This window comes from Actinocrispum sp. NPDC049592 (assembly GCF_040675465.1).
Classification (GTDB): Bacteria; Actinomycetota; Actinomycetes; order Mycobacteriales; family Pseudonocardiaceae; genus Kibdelosporangium.
In genome coordinates, this window is the sequence record NZ_JBFAPA010000008.1 from 50,513 (window position 1) to 64,078 (window position 13,566).

The 13,566-nt window shown below is 66.3% G+C and carries 14 protein-coding genes and 1 pseudogene; 6 read left to right on the forward strand and 9 right to left on the reverse strand.

The window, feature by feature from the left end; genetic code table 11:
• Positions 1–26: 26 nt before the first annotated feature.
• On the reverse strand, positions 27–458 hold the full coding sequence (locus tag AB0J95_RS21195) for an SRPBCC family protein (protein ID WP_364760125.1): 432 nt from the start codon (positions 456–458) through the stop codon (positions 27–29).
• Positions 459–525: 67 nt separating this feature from the next.
• Positions 526–1,452: a TIGR03086 family metal-binding protein gene (locus AB0J95_RS21200; RefSeq protein ID WP_364760127.1), complete on the reverse strand. Its 927-nt coding sequence runs from the start codon at positions 1,450–1,452 to the stop codon at positions 526–528.
• Positions 1,453–1,530: 78 nt separating this feature from the next.
• Between AB0J95_RS21200 and AB0J95_RS21205 the strand changes: the two genes are divergently transcribed.
• On the forward strand, positions 1,531–2,472 hold the full coding sequence (locus AB0J95_RS21205; protein WP_364760130.1) for an RNA polymerase subunit sigma-70: 942 nt from the start codon (positions 1,531–1,533) through the stop codon (positions 2,470–2,472).
• An 18-nt stretch (positions 2,473–2,490) separates the two neighbouring features.
• Here AB0J95_RS21205 and AB0J95_RS21210 read toward each other — a convergent pair whose 3' ends face one another.
• Together AB0J95_RS21210 and AB0J95_RS21215 are read right to left on the reverse strand one after the other, a co-directional pair.
• A complete protein-coding gene (locus AB0J95_RS21210; RefSeq protein ID WP_364760133.1) occupies positions 2,491–3,825 on the reverse strand; it encodes a hypothetical protein in 1,335 nt (444 codons plus the stop codon).
• A complete protein-coding gene (locus AB0J95_RS21215) occupies positions 3,822–5,411 on the reverse strand; it encodes an NAD(P)/FAD-dependent oxidoreductase (protein ID WP_364760136.1) in 1,590 nt (529 codons plus the stop codon). The genes AB0J95_RS21210 and AB0J95_RS21215 overlap by 4 nt, the downstream gene beginning before the upstream one ends.
• Before the next feature lie 537 nt (positions 5,412–5,948).
• Here AB0J95_RS21215 and AB0J95_RS21220 point away from each other — a divergent pair.
• Both AB0J95_RS21220 and AB0J95_RS21225 read left to right on the forward strand, forming a co-directional pair.
• A complete protein-coding gene (locus tag AB0J95_RS21220; protein ID WP_364760138.1) occupies positions 5,949–6,221 on the forward strand; it encodes a hypothetical protein in 273 nt (90 codons plus the stop codon).
• 41 nt (positions 6,222–6,262) lie between these two features.
• Positions 6,263–6,790 (forward strand): site-specific integrase, encoded by a 528-nt coding sequence (locus AB0J95_RS21225; protein ID WP_364761108.1) that lies wholly within the window; start codon positions 6,263–6,265, stop codon positions 6,788–6,790.
• Here AB0J95_RS21225 and AB0J95_RS21230 read toward each other — a convergent pair.
• The 4 genes from AB0J95_RS21230 to AB0J95_RS21245 all read right to left on the reverse strand — a co-directional run bounded on the left by AB0J95_RS21230 (position 6,774) and on the right by AB0J95_RS21245 (position 8,491).
• Positions 6,774–6,905 (reverse strand): hypothetical protein, encoded by a 132-nt coding sequence (locus AB0J95_RS21230; protein ID WP_364760141.1) that lies wholly within the window; start codon positions 6,903–6,905, stop codon positions 6,774–6,776. The two genes, AB0J95_RS21225 and AB0J95_RS21230, sit on opposite strands and share 17 nt — an antisense overlap.
• A gap of 68 nt (positions 6,906–6,973) precedes the next feature.
• Positions 6,974–7,309, reverse strand: coding sequence for a hypothetical protein (locus AB0J95_RS21235; RefSeq protein WP_364760144.1), 336 nt, complete (start codon positions 7,307–7,309; stop codon positions 6,974–6,976).
• 63 nt (positions 7,310–7,372) lie between these two features.
• On the reverse strand, positions 7,373–7,795 hold the full coding sequence (locus AB0J95_RS21240) for an NPCBM/NEW2 domain-containing protein (RefSeq protein WP_364760147.1): 423 nt from the start codon (positions 7,793–7,795) through the stop codon (positions 7,373–7,375).
• Positions 7,796–8,251: 456 nt separating this feature from the next.
• On the reverse strand, positions 8,252–8,491 hold the full coding sequence (locus tag AB0J95_RS21245; protein WP_364760150.1) for a transposase: 240 nt from the start codon (positions 8,489–8,491) through the stop codon (positions 8,252–8,254).
• Between the two features lie 176 nt (positions 8,492–8,667).
• On the opposite strand from AB0J95_RS21245, the gene AB0J95_RS21250 reads away from it, so the two are divergent.
• The 3 genes and pseudogenes from AB0J95_RS21250 to AB0J95_RS21260 form a co-directional block, all read left to right on the forward strand.
• Positions 8,668–9,219 (forward strand): TetR family transcriptional regulator, encoded by a 552-nt coding sequence (locus tag AB0J95_RS21250; RefSeq protein WP_364760153.1) that lies wholly within the window; start codon positions 8,668–8,670, stop codon positions 9,217–9,219.
• Positions 9,220–9,272: 53 nt separating this feature from the next.
• On the forward strand, positions 9,273–10,391 hold the full coding sequence (locus tag AB0J95_RS21255) for an epoxide hydrolase family protein (RefSeq protein WP_364760156.1): 1,119 nt from the start codon (positions 9,273–9,275) through the stop codon (positions 10,389–10,391).
• Positions 10,392–10,464: 73 nt separating this feature from the next.
• Positions 10,465–11,054 (forward strand): annotated as a pseudogene (locus AB0J95_RS21260) (transposase); the annotation flags it as partial.
• A 207-nt stretch (positions 11,055–11,261) separates the two neighbouring features.
• On the opposite strand, the gene AB0J95_RS21265 reads toward AB0J95_RS21260, so the two are convergent.
• Entirely contained in the window at positions 11,262–13,550 is a 2,289-nt protein-coding gene (locus tag AB0J95_RS21265; RefSeq protein ID WP_364760159.1) for a hypothetical protein, read from the reverse strand.
• Between the last annotated feature and the right edge of the window lie 16 nt (positions 13,551–13,566).

Here is a 13,566-nt window from a genome sequence, read left to right on the forward strand (position 1 = left end):
CCCATCCGGATCGACATCGCCCGGCCTCAGCTTTCCAGGCATTCCCGCAGCCGCTCCAGATCAGCGGCGATGTGCTTGTGCACCTGCTTGGCCATCAGAGGAGTGGCCCAGCGGAAGAACCAGCCGGGTTGCCCACTGGCATGGATCGTCACCTGGGTCCCGCCGTCCACATCGGCCAGTTCGTAGCGGACGGTCATCGGGAAAGGCCGCTCGACCTGAAGCTCCACCAGCCGGTCGGGGTCATGTTCAGTGACCACGTATCCATAGGTGAAGGACCGGCCGAGGAAGCGAGCCCTGCGTTCGACCGTGGCGCCGGTGACCAGCGGTCCGGCCTGGGCAGGCGTGCTGGCCGTGATTCCGCCGGTCCACCGCAGGTCGTTCGCCGGGTCGAACATGAACGCGGCCACGTCCGTCCTGGGCCGGTGGATCAGCACTCTCGGGCGGACATCGACGGCCATGGCGAACTCCCTTTTCCGGCGTGCGCGAACAGTGCACCACGATGGCCCTGTTCGCGCACGCCGCCTCTCAGCCGCGCCTGCCCAGGTGGCCGAGCAGCGCGGTGAACGGATCCGCATCCGGCCCCACTGGCACGACCGGCCCGAACGGACCGCCGCGAGACGCGTCACCGATTGCTGTCATGGCGTACTCCCCCACGGCCGTCACTACGGTGTCGTCCGGTTTGTAGGGCACCTCCGCACCGCTGGCGATGTCCCAGCCATGGACCAGGACCTCAAGCGTGCTGATAGTGGCCAGCTGCAGTCCTGTGGTTCCCGGTGCGGGGATGTCGAACCGTTGTTCCAGCACAACGGGGTCGCTGAAGGTCTCCGCAGCTCGAGCAGCCGCCCGCTGGAAGGAGGCGACCGGATCGGTTCCGAGGTGGTCGGTGTCCGCGGTGCGCTGGGCGTCGACCTCGGCCGGATCGATGGGTTCCCGCCGGGCGATCCGGCCCAGCAGGAGCAGGCCGCCGACCAGGTGGTTCCCGGCCTGCCGCACCGTCCACCGGGCACACCCGCTCGGCGCCGCCCAACCGTTGCCGCCGATCGACCCCAACATGTCGGCGGTGCTGCGGCAGGCCGTCTCCAGCAGGGCGACCGCGGGCGGGCGGGCCATCGCCTGACGCAGGTCCTGTGCGTCGTAGATCAGCTCCCCACGCACGATCTCACCGTCCCGGACCTGCAGGATCTCCGCCGCGGTGAGCGTGCCGGGCAGCATCGACATCTCCCAGTCGATCACCGAGCAGACCAGGTCACCAGCGGCGAACTGGTGGCGGACGCGGAAACCGCGCACCGCGGCCCCGGCCTGCCGGGCCATCGCCCGGTAGCCCTCGGCCGTGGTGAAACTCGCGACCGGGCCGGTGAACACGAAATCGCCCGCGAGTGGCACGCCGGACATGTCACCAGCGTGGTGTATCCAGGCGTCGTAATACCGGTTCACGATGCTTTTGTTGTCCATGCGCTCCTCCAAGGTGTGGTCAGTTCACCCCGTCTGATCCCGGCCGGAGCGCGAACTCATCGGCGTAATCTCACCGGCGTGAGCACGCAGCTGCTGTCCGCCGCCCGCATCGGCGACCGCGACGCCTTCCACCGGCTGGTCGAGCCGTATCTGCCTGCCCTGCAGGTGCATTGCTACCGGATGCTCGGCTCGTACCATGACGCCGAGGACGCGACACAGGATGTGCTGATGCGCGCCTGGCGCTCACTGAACACCTACGAGGATCGCGCGCCCCTGCTGCACTGGCTCTACCGGATCGCCACCACGACCAGCCTCAAGATCATCCAGAAACGTGCCCGGCAACCCACCACCGTCGCGGAGATCGACTATCTGGAGCCCTTCCCCGACCACCTGCTCGACCCGGCGCTCCTCGCCGAACAACGGGAATCGGTCTCGCTGGCCTTCATCACCGCACTGCAACTGCTCCCGGCCACCCAGCGCGCCGTGCTCATCCTGCGTGAGGTCCTGGTCTGGAGCGCAGCGGAGGTCGCGGACCTGTTGGGCACCACCGTTCCCGCGGTCAACAGCATGCTCCAGCGCGCCCGCGCCACCCTGCACGGCACCGTCCACAAAAGACCCCTGACCGACGTCGACCGCGCCGTACTGGCCCAGTTCGTCGACGCGTGGCACCGCCGCGACATCACCGGCCTGAGCGCGCTTCTCCGCGCCGACGCGGAACTACGCATGCCGCCCGAGACCGCGGAGTTCCTCGGCCGCGACGCGGTCATCGGCTTTTTCGCCACCGTGCCAGGCCAAGGCCGGCTCGAAACCATCCGCCTGGTACCCACACAGGCCAACGGCCAACTCGCCGTCGCCGCCTACGACACCGGCGAAGACGGCGACTGGCGGCCGTACGGCCTCATGGTCTTCGACTTCGACGGCGACCTCATCACCCGCATCACCGGCTTCCCCAGCTGCGAACTGTCCCAAAAGCCACACTGCGCACCCGCCGCCGCGTTCAGTGTCCTGCCCGACAGCTGAATCGGTCTGGTTCGCCTGTTATCGAGGGATGAGGGCGGGGATGACGACGGCGATCAGCACGGTCAGCGTCCACAATGCCGGTGCTGAGCCGAGAGTGTGCCTCCGGCGCGTGTCCACTCTGGTCTGCTCGGCCGCGTTCCTGGTCTGCCACCAGGGATTGGTTCGCGCTTCCAGCACGTGGTAGACAACGCCCAACGCCGCACCATAAGCCAGATGCCCAGCAAGGGAAGGGAATCCCGCCGCCAGGGCGGCCGGGCTCCAGTCCACCGGACGACCGGTGAGAACCGGCAGCAGCGTGAGATTTCCCAGTACCCACCAGAAGAACCCGTAGCTCATCCCCCAGCCCATACCGGAGATCAGGTCGTAGCTCTGCCGCCGGAACAGCACCGCGTAGGAGATCCCGATGATCTGGGAGATGATCAGGTGCACGACGAGTCCGACGACCGGGTTCTGTGAACCCACCATGAGCGCGACGGTCGGCAGCACGCCCACGACCACCATCACCGCCGTGAACACGGCACCGCCCGCGAGACCCGCTACCACGCCGTACCCGAGAGCTCGGACACCCCTGGATCCCGGCGACTCCACCGGGAACATCCTGACATCGTCGACGAATAGCACACGCGACAGCGATCCAAGCCAGGTGTAGCAGACGGCTGTCAGAGCGCCCAGCAAGATGTAGCCCGGTAGTTGGTCGACCGGCGGTTGCGCCCAGTCGAGCTTCAGGTCCATCAGCAAAGGCTCGGCGGTGAGGCTGAAGAACACCCACCACAGCACGCCGTAGACGGACCCGCGAACCAGTGCCGGGCCGGTGTTCTCCCGTTCGCGGAACACCACCGGGTAAAGCACACCCGCGGCGGCCCCGATCAGGAACCCGTCCGGCAGCAGGCTCAACAAACCCGCGATCCCACCGGCGATCCCGCCACGGACCAGCACAGCCGTGGGCGGGCGGGAATCCGGGATGTCGGCCCGAAGGATCTTGATGGTCACCGCGATCGTGAGGCCGTAGCACAGGTGTCCGATCAGGCTGGGCACTAGGCCCTGCGCACTCGGAAGATCCCACGTCACCGGATGGCCGCGAAACAGCGGCAAGAGCGTCAGTGGTCCGAGAAACCACCAGAACGCCCCGTACAGCAGTCCCCACACCACGACCTCACGCCGTGCGGCCACGATCACCCCGAATGCCGCACCGATGATCACTGCGAACAGCATGTGCATGGTGAAACCCACGGCCGCCGAGCCGGTCCGCACGATCGAGGCCACGGTCGGCAGCGTCCCGTAGAGCGCCATCGAGCCGCCGAACACCAGACCGCCGGCGACACCGGCGATCGCGCCGTCCGACAAGCCCTTCACCGGGACACCTCGTCCCGCCCGGTCACCACGATGTCACGCGGGAACACCAGGTCCAGGACCCAGTCGAACAGCACCCGGATCCGTTTGTCCATTCCCGGCAGCTTCGCCAGATAGACGCCGCGCCACAGCAGCCACGCCGCGAACCCGGAGAACTGACGGCCGCGGACATCCGCCGCCGCGGTTCGATGACCGAGCGCGACCAGCAGACCCAGAGTGCGGAACCGGAAATCCCGCGGCTGGTGTCCTTTGAGGACCGCCGCGATGTTGTCGGCGACGACAGTGCCTTGCCTGAGCGCATGCTGGGCCGTGGGCGGGTAGTGCGTGCCGTCCGGGGCCGGGATCCTGGCGCAGTCACCGACCGCCCACACGTTGTCCAAGCCCACGGCCTTCAACCGGGCATCCGTTTCGATCGCTCGCTCACCGGCCAACGGGTTGGGGCGGTTGCCCGCCGTCCAGACAAAAGTACTGGTACTGAACGACTCCCCGTTGTCGAGCCAGACTTCCGACGCTGTCGCCTTGGCAACGCGGACGCCCAGGAGACACTCGATGCCGCGGGACTTCAGCCGCTGCAACGCGTAGTCCGCCAAGTTCGCGGGCATCTCGGGCAGGATCCGCTCTCCCGGATGGACCAGCAGGAACCGGAGTTCGCCGGGATCAACGCCCGGGAAGAAGTGCACGATCCGGTGAACGAGGTCGAACAGCTCCGCGATGGTCTCGGTTCCGGCGAACCCGCCGCCGGCCACCACGAACGTCAGCAGATGCTCGCGGGTCGCGCCATCCGGTTCGTTGTCGGCCAGTTCCAGGCGCCCGATCACATGGTCGCGCAGCCTCGTCGCGTCGACCAGGCTCTTGAGGGTCCACGCGTGCTCGGCCACTCCAGGCAGGCCGAACGAGTGCGGCACCGAACCCACCGCCAGGACAAGATGATCGTAGGGGATCACATCGTCACCAACCTGTACCAGCCGGGCATCAGCGTCCACCTTGGACACTCGACCGTTGCGGAACATGGTGTGCGCCACCGCCGAACGCACCGGTGCACTGATGTGGGCCGGTTCCAACGCGCCGGACGCTACCTCGGCGAGCATCGGCGTGAACAGCAGGAAGTTGGAGTCGCTGACAAGCGTGACGTCGATACCGGCGCCACGGAGTGCATGCCGTTCGAGCCGTTTCGCCGCGCTCACCCCGGCGAACCCGCCGCCCACGATCACGATCCGGACCGACTCCCGGGTGGTATGTCCTTTTCGGACACGCGGTACAAACGCGAGGACAAACCCGGTCAACCCACCGTGCAACACATCCGCCACCAGAACCGGATAGCCGCGCAGCACAGCGCCGGCCGACCAGGCCGGGATCTCACCATGCAGCAGTGGCACCAGGCTGAGCTGTACCAACAACCAGCCCAGCACCCCGATCAAAGCACCGCCCGCGACTCCCACCGCGACACCCGTGCGCCTGTGCCCGATCAGCACACCGACCACGAGCGCATAGACGACATACCCCGCCCCCAAACCACGTTGCACGATGAGCTCAGGGAGCGAGCACAACACGCCTGCACCCGCGCAAACCACGACATCCCGCTTGGTCACACACGAAATCCTGGCATGACGTAGGCAGAAAAGTTCTTACAGAACAATGAGACCTGATCTCAGGTTGTTGATCACCGCCGAGCGTGGTCAGCCCGTGGTGGATGATCCGTCGCGGCACGCCAAGCCCGGGACCGCCTGGCAACTCGCCAGGAGTAACAGCCCTTCGGATAGGTCGCCCGTTTGACGCAGCGGTCCGCCTCGGACGAACTATGGTCGGATCCAACGTACCGTAGCCGGGACAGGGTGCCCTTGTCTCTCTGGTCAGCTGGAGCAATGCGGTCAGCAGAGCGTCGCTGAAGTCGGCCGCGATCCAGACCTGTCGGGAGAAGCGGCGGGTTCGGTCGACGCTGCTCACCCTCGCTGGACAGCCTCGTAGTCAGCATCACCGGAGTTAGCCCTCAAGTACTCCCAGGCCGGGGTGAGCCGCCGGCACATAGAGGACTACAAGCCCTGACTGGCTTCCCGCCCCGGCCGCAGCAGCGGGCGGGTCACTGTCAACACGATCGCGCACCGGCTGGCACGTTGCGGATGTTCTTCGTGCGCATCGACGAGTGGGACTGGGACGAGGCACCGGGCCGGGCACCGATCATGACGGGTGACCTACCGCGTCAGGACCGGCCGCTGCCCAAGGCACTGGATGATCCCGCCGCGGCCCGGTTCCTGCGCGCCGCGCAGGCCGAGCCGCGGCACCTAACCCGGGTGGTCTGCGAAGTGCTGCTGCGCACCGGATTGCGGTCGGCGAGTTCACCGCTCTCGCCGCGGACGCCGTCGCGCTCATCAGGATCGGTCACTGGCTGCACGTCCCGCTAGGCAAGCTGCACGACGACCGCTACCTGCCCCTGCACACGCACCTGGTCACGCTGATCGATGACTACCGCCGAGGCCACGTCCGCCCGGAGCATCCTTTGCTGCTACCACGGGAAAACGGCCGCCCGCTCGACCGGCACACCGTCACCTGGCTGATCAACAAAGCCGCAGCTTCCGCCGGACTGGGCCACATCCATCCGCACCAACTACGGCACACCCTTGCCACACAAGCGATCAACCGCGGGATGAGCCTGGAAGCCATCGCCGCGCTGCTGGGTCACCACAGCCTCGATATCACGTTGCGGTACGCGAAAATCGCCAACCTGTGCCGCTCGAAAACCCGTCTCGCCTGGTCAGATCAGCAAACTGGCGGCGTTCACGCCACACAACCCGGAATGACAAGACGCAGACAGCGAACATGCGTCAGTTCCACTCGGAATCATCCGACCGCGGCGGTATCCCACCAAGCGCGGGTGGTCCGTCTCCGACCCGAGCAGGAGGTCCCGCAACACCAACCGCCGCGAGACCACCAGGTACCGGCACACGTATCCCGCGTTAGCACCCGGTACTGAACGCCTCCGGCGCGAGACCGTGAGCATCCGGATCGAACAGACCCGTGCCGTCGACCGCGGTCACTGCGAACCACGTCCCCTCGAAGCACACCTCGTCAGGTCTCTGTGCTGTCACGCCGGGGACACTACGCACATGTCGCGCGAGGCGGCCCCAACGACAAGGGGCCGCCTCACCTCATCCGATCAGGGCCTGCGGATGCACTGATAGAAGTCGGGGCCGCCGGGCGTTCCACCGATGCAGGCATCCTCACCACGCACGCTGCCGCCGGTGGTGAGGTTGCCGCCGCCCGGCGGCACCAGGACGAAGGACAATTCCTTGCCCTCGACCGTCCAGAGGCTCACCCAGGCCGTGCTGGGTCCCCAGCCGCGGGCGTACCAAACCCTGGGCTCGTGCTCCTCGATGCAGATGTTCCAGCCGTTCTTGCTTCCGCAGTACTGGGCGGCGCTCGCCGGTGCGGCGACCGCCACCGAGACAGTGGCCACAACGCCCACCATGGCCGCGAGTTTGGCAACCTTCACCTGAAACTCCGTTCTGGTCTATGCGTTCTGTTCGTGGCCCACTCAACCAAAACGGTCTTTCATCTATATTTCACCGCAGATCAGAGTGGGTGCTGCCCAGTCGGCGCGGTCGTAGCTGTTGGTGTCGCCGCCGTCCGTCTCCACCAGGCGCAGGAACCGGGCTCCGGTGAGGTCCGCCGACAACGCCACGGGGTCGTCCCGCGAAGTGCGCAACCCGTTGTCCGCCTTCGGCACTCCGTCGGCCCAGAGCTGGAAAGTGGCTGAGGCCGCCTGCTTCTCGTCGCGTTCGTCGTCGATGCCCACGAACACCGACACGTGTGAGCACTGCTCGCCGATGTAGTAGATGATCTCGGTCGGCGCGTGCCCGCCCATGCTCTTGGCGTAGTGGACACCGTTGATGGTCAGCGGTTTCCCGTCGTTGCCTTGGGTTCGCCGTTGGACATGTCCCGCTCGATCGGCCGCCGCCGGACACGAGACGCCGGACACCGCCTACACCGCGCTGCGCGACGCGATCGCACTGCGGACACCACCACCGGGATGCGTCATCCACAGCGACCGCGGCTATCAATTCACCTCCGAAGCCTGGCTCACCATCGCCCGACAAGCAGGAATGCGCTGTGCCGACCAAGCACTGGACCACCGCTCACTCACGAGACCGCGGACGAGCAGGACCAACCACCGGAAAGTCCACAATAGACATTCGACTTCCGAGTCGTACCGCACTGCGTCCGTAACCCGACTCGGCTCGCAATGGCCTATGAGCGGTCGGCTGCAGCTGACCGGGGGAGGTGGTTTGCTGCAACAGCTTACGAAACGGCTGCTGGAGTCCGTGCTGGACGGGGAGATCACCGATCACCTCGGCTATGACGAACACGATCCGACTGGTCGCAACACCCGCGACTCCCGCAACGGTACCCGCGCCAAGACAGATGATTCCCACGATCACCGACAAGGCCAGCGCCGGAACAACCCGTACACCGTCTGCGACGGCCCATACGCCGGCAGGACATCCCGCCAGGGCACACCAATCCGGATCCGCCACCGGATCCCGTCGATCAACTGGCGTTTGGTCCACTTCGGAGGGCGGCCCGGCTTACGGCCGACCGGCAGCAACGGTTGCAGTACCGCCCACTGCGCGCCGGTCAGGTCGGCCGCCCGGTCACCGCTAAGGTGCTCACGCAAGGTCTCCGGGGTTCAGGTCTTCTTGGTCGTTGACCGACCCACCGGAGACCTCGTCTATTCGATCAACGGTACGCCGACACGACCCTCACCCGGCATCACACCAGCTCCCCGCTGTGAAGCACGCGCCAGGCCGCGCGTTAAGGACATCTGTTCTTAAGTGTTGTACATTTGTTCTTATGTCTCGGCCTCGGCGGCACGACCCTGCCCGCAAGACACGCATTCTGGACGCTGCTCTCGACGTCATCGCCGAGCTCGGTATCGCAGGCACGACCCATCGAAGCGTCGCAGCTCGTGCCGAGGTCCCGCTCGGGTCGATCACCTACCACTTCAGCAGTCTGCGCGATCTCCAAGCGCAGGCGTTCGCCCGGTACGTCGAGTCGCAGTCCGCGGTGTTCAAAGACCTTTTCGCGGCCGTCGAAACGCGCGCCGACCTGGTCGAGGTCCTGGTCGATCTGGTGGACAGCGGCCCAGCCAGGCACCGCAGCGCGGTTCTCGGATTCGAGCTGCACCTCGCAGCTCTGCGCGATCCCGGGCTACGCGCGCTGACTCAAGCCTGGACCCAGGACAGCCGCGCGGTGCTGGCCCGGTTCACGGGCGAGGAGGAGGCCGCACGCCTTGACGCCTTGCTCGAAGGAATGATCCTGCACGCGTTGCTCGCCGCGACACCTGAACGGCGTGAGATGACGAGAGCCGCGATCGTGAAAACGCTCAACGAAACCGAGCGGTGACAGGGTGACGCCCATGGGCGCTTCCCCTTTCCCCAGCACACAAGGAGCACACCATGATCCTCGCCGTCACCGACGCGGAACTCCAGGACCTTCGCTCACGGCTGCGAAACACGCGTTGGCCGACCCCGTGGCCAGTACGTGGCTGGGACGCCGGCACCGACCTCACCGAGCTGCGCCGGCTCGTGTCCTACTGGGAGTCCGGCTACGACTGGCGCATCCACGAAGCCACCATCAACGCCCTGCCATCCCACTTCGCGGACATTGACGGCACTCCAGTGCACTACCTCCGTTTCGACGGTGAACACCCGGACTCCTTGCCGATCGTGCTGACGAACGGATGGCCCAGCTCGTTCCTCGAACTCACCACCCTCGCCCACCGCCTGGCTTCGCCGTCGCTGTACGGAGGTGACGCGGCCGACGCCTTCACGGTCATCGTCCCATCCTTGCCTGGCTTCGCTTTCTCGCCCCAACGCCCCTCACTGACCAAGCCGCCGCAGACGCACGAGATCTGGCACCGGCTCATGCACGACGAACTCGGCTTCACCCACTACGCCGCCCAAGGTGCCGACCTGGGAGCGGGAATCACCTCCCGGCTCGCCGAAGCCCATCCGGAGGCGGTGGTGGGCATCCACCTGATGTCCGTCGCCAGCCCGGTCTCCTACGACACCGACAGCGTCACACCCGAGGAACGCGGCTACCTCGACGCCGTCGCGGCCTGGTCTACAGAGGAGGGTGGCTACCAGCACGAACAAAGCACGCGGCCGCTCACATTGAGCTATGGACTGGCCGACTCGCCGACCGGTCTGCTGGCCTGGATCCTGGAAAAGTACCGGGCCTGGAGCGACTGCGGTGGCAATGTGTCCTCCCGGTTCAGCGACGACTTCCTGCTGACCCAGGCATCGCTGTACTGGTTCACCCACACCATCTCGACGTCGATGCGGCCCTACTACGAATACGCCCACCACCTGACGAGGAGAGTGGAACGGGTGGAGGTCCCCACGGCGGTCGCGCTCTTCCCCGCCGACATCTCCCAGCCTCCTCGCAGCTGGTGCGAACGCGTTTACAACGTCACGAGGTACCGGATCATGCCGCGCGGAGGACACTTCGCCGCACACGAGGAACCAGAGCTGCTCGCCCAGGACATCACCGAGTTCCTCCGCACCCACCGATGACCAGGTAGGAGATTCTTGATAGCTGTACGTCTGCTGAAACCTCATGTCCACTATGGACAAACACATCAGTGACATTCAGGTGAAGATCCGCGACGGTCAGGTCGCCAACCGGCCGGTCTACGTCGCGCTGGCTGTGACCTGCGACGGGAAGCGGGACAGACGCGATCACCGCCGTGTGGCCGTGCACGATCATCCAGACCTGCATCGTGCACTTGCTGCGCAACAGTTTCCGCTACGCCAGCCGTCAGCACTGGGCCGAGATCGCCACAGCGTTGAAACCGGTCTACACCGCACCGACCGAGGCCGCCGCGAAACAGCGGTTCGCCGAGTTCGCCGAGGCGTGGGGCGAGCGCTATCCGGCGATTGTGCGGTTGTGGGACAACGCCTGGGCTGAGTTCGTGCCGTTCCTGGCGTTCGATCCGGAGATCCGCCGGGTGATCTGCTCCACCAACGGCATCGAGTCGGTGAATGCCCGCATCCGCCGCGCGGTCAAGGCCCGCGGGCATTTGCCGAACGAACAAGCCGCGCTGAAGTGTCTACATGGCTATCATGAGCCTGGACCCGACCGGCACCGGCCGAAAACAATGGACCGCGCGCTGGAAACCCGCCCTCAACACGTTCGACATCGCCTTCGACGGCCGCCTGACCGCAGCACGCAAGTAGTCATCCCTCGACCCTCGTTACACCGCTCGTTTGACAGTCCCGCAACCGGAGGTCGCCCCGGCCCAAGCAGCCGATGCGGATGCTAGGCCACCAGTTCGTTCACGGCCTCGGGCACCGACCCGCGCACATCGAACACCGTGTCCACGCCGCCGATCTGGAGAATCCGCAATACGGCTCGCATACGGTCACGCCTCAGCGGTTTGGGCCTCACGCCGGCGTGAACCACCAGGTTCCGCTGCCGGTGTCGTACCAGCCGAAGGCGGTTTTCCCGGCCGTCATGGACAGCGGCGTGCCGATCTTGCCGGCGCCGGTGCCGTCGGTGGTGGCGTTCCAGGTTCCGGTGGCGTGGAGCACGATCATGCCGCTGAACCCGGCCGGCGGGTTGATGTTCTTGAGCGTGCCGCCCGTTCCCGGCGCTACGGCGTGGAAGGGGTGGGTGATGGTGATCGCAGCCTTGTCGTTGATGGTGAGCGGCCCGCCGGTTGTCTGGACGTGGCTCATCACTCCGCAATCGCGCGATTCGGTGGCGATGCCGCGGCCGGGTTCGATGTGGAATTTCCCGAACCAGGCGTTGGCCCCACCCGCCGCCTCCACCAGGCACGACCGGTCTTTGGGGTCTTCGGGGTTGGTGTGGTTGAGGTAGTTGCGCACGAGGAGGAAGATCGAGTCCACCCCATCAGGGATCTCGAACGAGGTGCGGTGGAGGCCGGCGTTGTAACCGTCGTGGCCGGGCAGCGAGCGGATGTAGTAGTTGTGGCTGCGCAGCGGGCCGGTGTAGTACAGCTGCTTGTAGCGGGAGTCGCCGGAGGAGAACGTTGTGGTGATGAACAGCGTGTAAAGACCGTCACCGCCATCGTCGACCATGGTGCGCGCGGTGAACGTGTACCACTGCCCCGGGGTGACCGCGATCTCCCGGTAGAGGGCGAAGGGCACGTTGACGCCTTGGTCCATGTGCCAGAGTTGCGCTGCCCGGGTTCCCGGGGGCACCTCGGCGGGATGGTCTTTGACGGACCTGATGGAAAAGCCCATCGTGGTCGGCACGGTCCCCTTGAAGGCCCAGCCGTCGGCGATGCCGGGGACCGTCGATTCGACCACGAAGTCGCCGTTGGACACGATGTTGCCGCCGCCGCCGACACCGCTGGGCATGGTGGGATGGCTGGTGGAGTGTGGGCCGGTGTAGAGGTTGTCCCCGTCGGTCTCGTCGAGCACGTAGTCGTTGCTGTCGCTGAGCTCGCACGACTCGATGGTGTTCCGGAGCGAACCTTTGTGACACCGCACGGCGCCGAGCACGACCGGCTGCACCGACGGATCGGTCCACTTGTCGAGATTGCCGTTGCCCTCGAACTTGCTGCCGGAGAGCACGGTGTTGGCGCCGCTTCTGTCACCGAACTCCACACCAACTCCGTTCAGCACGAAGCTGCTGCGGAATCGGTTCGCGTCAGAGGCTTCGACGTAGATTCCGCAGATGTTCGACATGAAGTTGCCGTCGAGGACGGTCCATGCGTCACCGTCGTTGGTCAGCGAGACGCCCCGGAGGCAGTTGGCGATCTCACACTCCACGACGGTGTTGTAGTAGCCGTCGTTTTTGTTGTCGTGGAAGACCTTTGCCCCGACGGGGAGCTGGCTCGGCGTGGGAGGCGGGCTCACGTCCCCGGACCTCAGTGCCCCCACCTCAAGCGCCGGATAGTCCGGATCATCCGGCCCCGCCACCGCCTGGACCGTACCCCGCACCACGACCGGCTTTCCCGCGGACGACCGGTACTCGATGGCGATGGCAACGCCGTCGGCGTACAGCAGGTCGTCGGTCGCGGTGACGCGGAGCCACGAATCGTGTGATCCGGCCCGGACGTACGTCCGGAGCGCGGAGTCACGCCCCTTGATGGCCGTACCGTGCCCGCGCATGCTGACGCGCTCGACGCGGGAGTAGCCCACGCCGGTGAAGTCGATGCCCACGCTGCCGGGCTGCCACGTGTTGCTGTTGTTGATGTTCAGATCACGGATCACGACATCCCTGGTGCCCTCGGGGCACGCGGCCGACTGGAACATGATGACCGGAGGCGGCGGCGGGTCCTGGGGAGTCGTGGATTTCGGCTGGGGCACCACGATTTCGGTGAACCTCGCACCGGACCCCGGGCCGGCCCGGCCGTCACCGAAGACGGTCTGGCCGCTGTGGAAGAACAGCGTGCTGTCGATGGGGTACACCCCCGCGGGCAGATAGACGTTGGCGCCCGTGTCCAAGGCCGCCTGCAGGGTCGCCCTCGTGGTCGCCGGATCCGTTGGACTGACCGGGCCGAAGCTCAACACGTTGACCGTGTTGTCCACGAGCGGGCTCCACCGGGCGCCGTCGTCCAGCCACAGCCGCGGCCGCGCCGTCGTGTCGGTGACCCGCGCCAGCCGCCCCGCGGAGCCAGCCGCGGGCAGCCGGCCGTACGGGAAACTCTCGATGATCGTCGGCGTCGTCGCGGTAGACATGTCGGATACGCGGTAGTCGGTCATTTCGTCCCCCTGATCG

Coding starts and splice junctions, on each gene's coding strand:
- AB0J95_RS21195 (WP_364760125.1), bottom strand. CDS start 458: ATGGCCGTCGATGTCCGCCCGAGAGTGCTGATCCACCGGCCCAGGACG.
- AB0J95_RS21200 (WP_364760127.1), bottom strand. CDS start 1,452: ATGGACAACAAAAGCATCGTGAACCGGTATTACGACGCCTGGATACAC.
- AB0J95_RS21250 (WP_364760153.1), top strand. CDS start 8,668: ATGTCTCGGCCTCGGCGGCACGACCCTGCCCGCAAGACACGCATTCTG.
- AB0J95_RS21255 (WP_364760156.1), top strand. CDS start 9,273: ATGATCCTCGCCGTCACCGACGCGGAACTCCAGGACCTTCGCTCACGG.
- AB0J95_RS21265 (WP_364760159.1), bottom strand. CDS start 13,550: ATGACCGACTACCGCGTATCCGACATGTCTACCGCGACGACGCCGACG.